Source organism: Rhizobacter sp. P3_B12 (assembly GCF_056402895.1).
The window spans coordinates 1-7267 of sequence record NZ_JBFUGN010000245.1; the positions used below are offsets into that span (position 1 = coordinate 1).

At 68.2% G+C, this 7267-nt stretch carries 3 protein-coding genes and 1 pseudogene; 1 reads left to right on the forward strand and 3 read right to left on the reverse strand.

Going from position 1 to position 7267, the window contains the following annotated elements; genetic code table 11:
- The 3 genes and pseudogenes from AC1D01_RS14795 to AC1D01_RS14805 all read right to left on the reverse strand — a co-directional run.
- Window positions 1–668: pseudogene (locus tag AC1D01_RS14795) on the reverse strand (hypothetical protein); the annotation flags it as partial.
- A 109-nt stretch (window positions 669–777) separates the two neighbouring features.
- Window positions 778–3441 carry a hypothetical protein gene (locus AC1D01_RS14800; protein ID WP_477867450.1) on the reverse strand — a complete coding sequence of 888 codons (2664 nt, stop codon included), beginning with the start codon at window positions 3439–3441 and terminating at the stop codon, window positions 778–780.
- Between the two features lie 233 nt (window positions 3442–3674).
- Window positions 3675–5129, reverse strand: coding sequence for a serine/threonine-protein kinase (locus AC1D01_RS14805; protein WP_477867452.1), 1455 nt, complete (start codon window positions 5127–5129; stop codon window positions 3675–3677).
- Window positions 5130–5412: 283 nt separating this feature from the next.
- Between AC1D01_RS14805 and sctC the strand changes: the two genes are divergently transcribed.
- Window positions 5413–7267: type III secretion system outer membrane ring subunit SctC (sctC, locus tag AC1D01_RS14810; protein WP_477867454.1), on the forward strand; the 1855-nt coding region annotated here is incomplete at its 3' end.

The following is a 7267-nucleotide window of genomic DNA, read 5'->3' on the forward strand; positions in this document are numbered from 1 at the left end:
TCGCCGGTGTCGCGCGTGATCACCAGCACGCGGCCCGACGGGTAGGTGATGGTCATCAGGTCGCCGTGCGAGTAGGCGTACTTCACCGTCGTCTGAATCGGCGCCGTGTTCGCACCGGCTTTGGCGTTCACCGACTGCACGGCTTCGGTGATCCGGCCCCGTGGGTCGTACCTGAATCGGGCGAAACCGCTCGGGTGATCCACTCGGCTGAGCCGGCCGATGCTGTAGGTGTAGTCCGGGCCGGTGAGGTCCCAACTCCACGTGACGGTCTGGCTCGCTTGTCCGCTCTGGGTATAGACGAGGCTGGTGGGCCGATTCAGCTCGTCATAGGTGTAGGCCTGCGTCACACCACGACTGTCGGTGAGCGTCTTGAGGTTCCGTGCCGAGTCGTAGGTGATGTTCGTGATGCCGGTGTCCGGGCTGATCAGCTGCGTCGCATCGCCRAAACCRTTGCGCGGGTACTGCGTGACCAGGTTGCGYGGGTCGGTCACCTTGGTCGGSCGKCCTCCKCCGTCGTACTCGATYGCSGTCYTGCCRYTCTTCGGRTCGGTCAGCTCCTTCACGCGGTACTGCGCGTCGTAGCTCGCCTTGTTCTGCAGGTTCAGGCTGCTCGGGTCCTTCGTCACCTTGGTGGGATTGCCCTCAGCGTCGTATTCGTACGTCGCCACTGGCGTCGGTGACACCGGTGGAGGAGGAACTTGGGCCGTCGCTGCATGGGTCAGCAAGGCCGCWGCASCSGCGGCGRTCAGGTTGTGCTTCATCGTCTTCTTCATGTTCTCACTCCYTGCCGTTGCTCTGCTGCGCACGGCCCAGTACGTCCATCACCCGTGCCAGGCCACGCTTGAGCGCACCTGCCGGATCCTTCACGTGCTGGTCGGTCTGGTTGCCGGCGTTGTCGAGCACGTAGTCGATGCGGTTGGCCTTGTTGTCGTAGGCYGCMAYCYGCCGRTGYGCRTCGTCGTAGTCGAAGCCCACCCAKGTGCCGTTGTCGAAGATCACCTTCTTCAACTGACCCGCTGCGTCGTACGCRTACGTCGTCGTCTCGCCACCGACCGTGTTCGTCAGCARGCGCTGCCGCAGGTCATAGGTGTTCACCGTCACGATCCCCTGCGGGTCGGTGCTTTGCAGCACCTGGCCGTAGCGGTTGTAGCGGTCGAASGTSGTCACCTTGCCGAGYGAGGTGGTGATCGACTTGAGGTCACTGCTCTGGTGGTCGGCGTTCGTCTCGGCGTGGTACGCGAAGGTCGTCGTGTCGGTATCGGCGTCGTTCGCGGTCAGCACCCGGCCGGTCGCGTCATACGTCCACGTGCGCACCGTGTCGATGGCGCCCGGCTGCAGCGCTGCGCCGAACCCGAGGTGCCCGTCCGTATCGGTCGTCGACCGCACCACCTGCTTGCACAGTGCCGCTGTCGGCCGGCCATCGAGCAGCGTGGCCTCAGCCGGCGCGCAGCTCGCGATGGCGTTGCCGGCGAGCGGATCCGGCTGGCCGTTGTAGACGTTGATCGTGATCTGCCCGGGCTCGGCCACCTTGATGGGCAGGCTCCAGTCCGGGTGCCACTGCGTGCTGGTCTTCAGCGCACCAGTCGGCAGCGGGGCGTTCGCTGCTGTCACCGCCGCGCAGTCCTGGCCTTGGTCGACCCCGGTGACCGCCGCCAGCGCCAGGTTGCGCACCAGGTCGTTCAGGTAGCACTTGCGCTTGCCGTTGAAATCATCCCGGCTCGCGATGTTCCCGTTCGCGTCGTACGCCTGGCTGCGGCTGCTCTGCAGGCTGCCCGCCCCAGCCGGCTGGGTCTGCGAGCTGAAATAGTTCTTGCCGTTCAGGCTGAGCGCGCTCCAGGTCGTGGTTTGCCCGCTCGGCTCGGTCATCACCATGCCTTGCGGTGCGATCCAGTCATAGGTCCGCGCCACGAAGACACCGTCGCGCTGCTCCGTCGCCCGAATGCTCGGCGGCACGCCATAGCTCACCGCGTACTTGTCCACCCCGCCCGCATGCTCGGTGCTGATCGCACGGCCTTGCGCGTCGTAGCCGAAGGTGGCGTAGCGCAGGCCGCGCTCGTCGCTGACACCGGTCAACGCCCACGGCAGGTCCGCTCGCTCGTACAGCAAGGTCTTGCTCGTCCCGTCGCGCCAGGTGATGCTCGCCAGGTTGTTCTGCCCGTCGAAGCCCAGCGTCGTCACCTGCCCGTTCACATCGGTGATCGTGCTCAGCCGCGCGCTGCCCTCCGGCCCGGTGGTGTACACGAAGTCCAGGCGGTGCCCGCGGTTGTCGACCGCCTGGATCGGCAGGCCCGAGCCCGGTGCCACGCTCGTGGGGGTCGCGCCGCCGCTGTAGCTGAAGTCGATGCGCGTGCCGTCATGCCACGCCATCGTCTGCAGTGAACCCTGTCTCGTGTAGGTCTCCTGCACGTTCGTCATGCTGTCGGTGTAAACGAGGCCTCCACCGGGCAACGGGACGAACCGGTCCGCGTTGCCGGGCTCCGCGGTCGGCGGGCCGCCGGCCACGCTCGTGAACGTGCGCACGACGCCGTTGCCTCGATCCATCTGCGTCGGCTTCGGCAGCAACGGCGCCGTGCCCGCACTGACCGTCGTCGCGCCCATGCTGCGGCGCAGGTTGCCGAACCACAGCGGGCTGCCCAGCAGGCCGTAGCGCGGCCCCAGGCTGGTCCCCCCCGACGGCGGGGTTGCCCACACCACGGGGATCTTGCCGCTGCTGTCGTAGATGAACTGCAGCGTCGTGTTGCCGATCGCCAGCCCCGTGTCCACCACCTCGCGCTTCACGCCGCGCAGCGGCTGGATCGGGTTGCCCTTGCACACCTCGCACTCCGGCGGCGGCGGGCTCAGTGCATACGGCAGCGAGATCTCGTCGGGCTGGTCTTCGCACGACTGCGTTTTCTCGGACCACCATTGGTTGCCGCGGCAGTAGCACTGCGCGTCAGCCCCAAACCCCACATTGGCCGAGTTCCCGCTGCTGGAACAGACGCAGCCCGCCGCATACTGCAGAACCTCGTACGGGCCCGGCCCAGGGCAAGACCCTCGATCGTCGCCGGTCCACATGCCGTCCACATAGAACGACGACGACGAGCCGCCGATGGTGCCTGCCTCCACCGTCAGCCGCGGGTTCGGCCCGCTCACCCATTTCGCGTGGCAGTTCGGCGGCACCGAGTTGTTGAGGTCCGCTGCGTAGAGACCGGCCTCGACCAGCACCGCCGCCAGGTCCAGGCCTTTGCCGGTCGCGTCGCCCCAGACCTTCGCCGGCAACCCTCGGCCGGTGGGCGTCCAGCAGGCCGACACCGGGTGCCCGGACTTCGGGTTCCACCCCGGACCCGCCTGGGCCTGCACCGGCACTGACATTGCCCACAGCATCGCCCCTATCACCGCACTCGCCATCGCACACGCCCATGGCGCCGCCAGCGCCCGCAGGCGCTCCCATCTGCTCGACATTGCATTCCTCCGAATGACCTTGCGTACCTTGACTTGTCCGCCGTCGCACCCTCTTCGTGGGAGTGGATCGACTGCGGAGTGGGCGAATTACACCGGAACGAAATGACCGTGACAAGAACCTCTTGAGGTCAGCGAACAGTTGTTGACAATCTGCCGGGCCTCACGGCGCGAATTGTGGAGATCCATCGCAATTCGATGGCGAGGCTCGTTCGGATTCCGACAAGAAGAAGGCTTCAGCGCCCCGCCGAGCTGCTCTCCAGCGTGCGCATCAATTCCTCGCGCTCATCCTCATCGTCGACATGCTGCGCGAGCAGCCGGAAGAACTCGTCGCGCGATGACGCACGCGAGGCCGCGCGCGACACGATGATCCGTGCCACCGGCCCGACGTGCTGCGTCAGCGCCAGTTMGGCCACGCGCATCACCTGGTCGCCCAGCAGCGTGTCGTCGGCCGCACGCCGCCGCGCCACGACCGCGCCCCCGCCCGAACCGAGCGTGCCGAACGAACTGGCCCGCGAGCGCGTGCGCTGCAGGAATTGATCGCGTCCCGCCTCGGTGTCGATCTGCTCGGCCAGCGATTGCCGCAGCGACATCAGGTCGCTCGTCGAGCGCGCCGCGCGCTGCACCAGCACGCGCGCCAGCGGCCCGATCGACTGCGCCAGCTCCGACTCCAGCATCTGCAGCGTTTCTGAATGCCAGTGCGATGGCGTCGATGCCGCCGGCCGCGCCGGCTTCGGCTGCGTGTCCAGCGCAAAGGTGCCGCGCTGCCAGTCGCTCGCGCGCGGGTCGGGCAGCGTCGCCGCGCCCTGCAGCTCGATGAACGAGCTGCCCGCCTCCACCATCGCCGCGATCGGCGGCAGCCCGAGCGCCTGGCTCGCCTGCGCCATCAGCGCGTGCTTGAACTCCAGCGCCGTCGCGAAGCGGTCATCGGGCCGCTTGGCCATCGCGCGTGCGACCACCGGGTCGAACCACTGCGGCCGGTGGCTGCCATGCACCCGCGACGGCGGCAGCGGCTCGCTGCTCAGCGTCTGGAACATCACGTTCTCGTTGCTGCCGACAAAGGGCGGCCGCCCCGCCAGCAGCATGTAGAGCAGCACGCCGGCCGCGAAGATGTCGACGCGCCGGTCGACCTGCTCGCCGGCGTATTGCTCCGGCGCCATGTGGCCGGGCGTGCCGATCGTCGAGCTGACCTGCGACAAGCCCATCGTCGCGATGCGCGCAATGCCGAAGTCGACGATCTTCAGCCGCCCGTCGTTGGTCCACAGCAAATTGGCCGGCTTGATGTCGCGGTGCCACACGCCCTGTTCGTGCGCATAGTGCAGGCCGTCGAGCAGCTGCGCCATCAGGCCGACGATGTCGGCATCGTCGAAGCGCGTGCCGCGGCGCAGCGGCTCCTTCAACGTGGAGCCCTGCACGTACTCCATCACGATGTACGGCTCGGACTCGTGCTCACCGTAATCGTGCACCGCGACGATGTTGTGGTGCATCAGGCGGGCCGCAGCCTGCGCCTCGTTGCGAAAGCGCGCGAGCAGTGCACCGCCGCCGCCCTGCTCCACCAGCGGGCGGCGCAGGGTCTTGATCGCGACGGTGCGGCGCAGCACCGTGTCGGTGGCCTTGTAGACCACGCCCATGGCGCCTTCACCGATCACCTGGTTGATCGCGTACTTGGAGAGCTGGGTCGGAGGGTTCATGTGTGAACGCGAAGCCATGCAAGGCTACACGACAAAAGCAGCACTCGCGTGTCCGTTCTCGCAATTGCTTTCACCTCGGTTCTTACCTCGCTTTCATCGGGCTTACACGCTGCGCGAACGTTCGTTCGAAACCGCTTTCAAAAAATGGGCCTGCCAGGCCTTCGCGGCACCGTCCGCGGCTTCGCATCCGGCCCCTTCCGGCCTCGGTGCGCCGCCCACACTTGCATCCATGCAGTCGACGCCGAGACCCGGCACAGACAGCCAACGAAACCGGACACAAGCCGTGCGATTCCTGACCACCCTGATTGCCGCCGCCGCACTCGCCGCCCTGCAGCCCGCCGCTGCCGCCGACGCGACGCCTTTCTCGGGCAAGCGCTTCGTCTACCGCGCCGACGGCAAGAAGCTGCCCGACGTGCTGCAGGACTTCGCCGCCAGCCAGGGCATCCCGGTGGTCGTCGACTCCGGTGTCGACGGCTCGGTGAACGCGAACTTCAACACCCGCCCCGAAGACTTCCTGAACGCGATGACCCGCACCTACGGCGTCATCTGGTACTTCGACGGCACGACGCTCTTCGTCTACCCGTCCCGTGCGATGCAGAGCCGGGTGTTCCGCATGCGGGGCTACGACCGCCAGCAGGTGCGTTCGATGCTCGGCTCGCTGGGCCTGGGCGATGCGCGCTTCCCGCTCAAGTTCGACGACCGCCAGCAGACGCTGCTGGCCTACGGCCCGCCGCGCCACATCGAGCTCGTCTCGACGGTGCTCGAGCAGCTGGAGCGCGACGGCCACGACCGCGTCGGCAAATCGATCCAGGTGTTCCCGCTGCGCTTCGCGACGGCCGGCGACCGCGTGTTCGGCAACGCCAAGGTGCCGGGCCTGGCCAGCACGCTGAACAGCCTGTTCTCGAACAACGGCGGCGGCAGCGGCGCCAATGGCGGCAACCAGGCCCTGAAGGGGGCCGTCAACGGACTGGTCGGCCGCGCCGACAAGGCCCGCGCCGCCCAGGCCACCTACGGCCTGAAGCTGCCCGAGACCGGCGGCGGCAGCAACGCGAACAAGCGCGACGACGAGGTGCGCGCCAACCAGCTGGGCAGCAGCGATGCGCTGACGCCCGCCGAGGCCGAGCGCCCGTTCTTCCAGGCCGAGGAAGCGACCAACGCGATCATCGTGCGCGGCCTGCCCGACCGGATGCGCGAATACGAGACGCTGATCCGCCAGCTCGACATCGCCCAGGACCTGGTCGAGATCGAGGCCTCGATCATCGACGTGAGCAGCGATGCCTTCGAATCGCTCGGCGTCGACTGGACCTTCACGAAAGACGGCGTGACCCGCCTGACCGTGTCGCCCGGCTCCCCCGGCGGGCAGCCCGGTACCGCCGGCAGCAGCACGCTGGCCGGCAGCAACGTCACCACGCTGGTCGGCAACGCCGGCAAGCAACTGCTGGCCCGCATCCGCGCCCTCGAAGGCACCGGCAAGGCCAACATCCTGGCGCGCCCCAAGGTGCTGGGTGCCGTGAACCGCACCGCGACCATGACCGACAAGCGCGTCGCCTCGGTGCGCGTGGCCGGCAACCTGGACGCCAACCTCTTCACCATCGAGGCCGGCACCACGCTGCAGGTGACGCCGCAGATCGTCACCTACGCCGACCACCGCGAGGTGCGGCTGTCGCTGTCGATCCAGGACGGCAACTTCGAAGGCACGGTCGTCGACTCGGTGCCGGTGATCAAGCAGACCGAGATCAGCACCGAGGCCACGGTGCGCGAAGGCGAGAGCCTGCTGATCGGCGGCATCTCGATCGAATCGAACAGCAAGGGCCGCAGCGGCCTGCCGGGGCTCTCGCGCATCCCGCTGCTCGGCGCGGCGTTCCGCCATGACGAGAACACGAGCTTCCGCAGCGAACGGCTGTTCCTGCTGACGCCGAAGGTGATCGGGGTCGGCCGCGCGGCGGCGACGCCGACCGTCCCGACACCGGCCCCCTCGCCTGTCCCCGCCCCCACACCGGCGCCGGCGCCCGCGCCCGAATTCCCCGCACCGCTGGCGCCGCCGCCGTCGTCCTCGTCGACGCCGCGCACCGGCAGCACGCAGCGCGGCTTCGCAGGCCCGACCGCCGTCGCCGCGCTGACGACCTACGGCGCGCTGT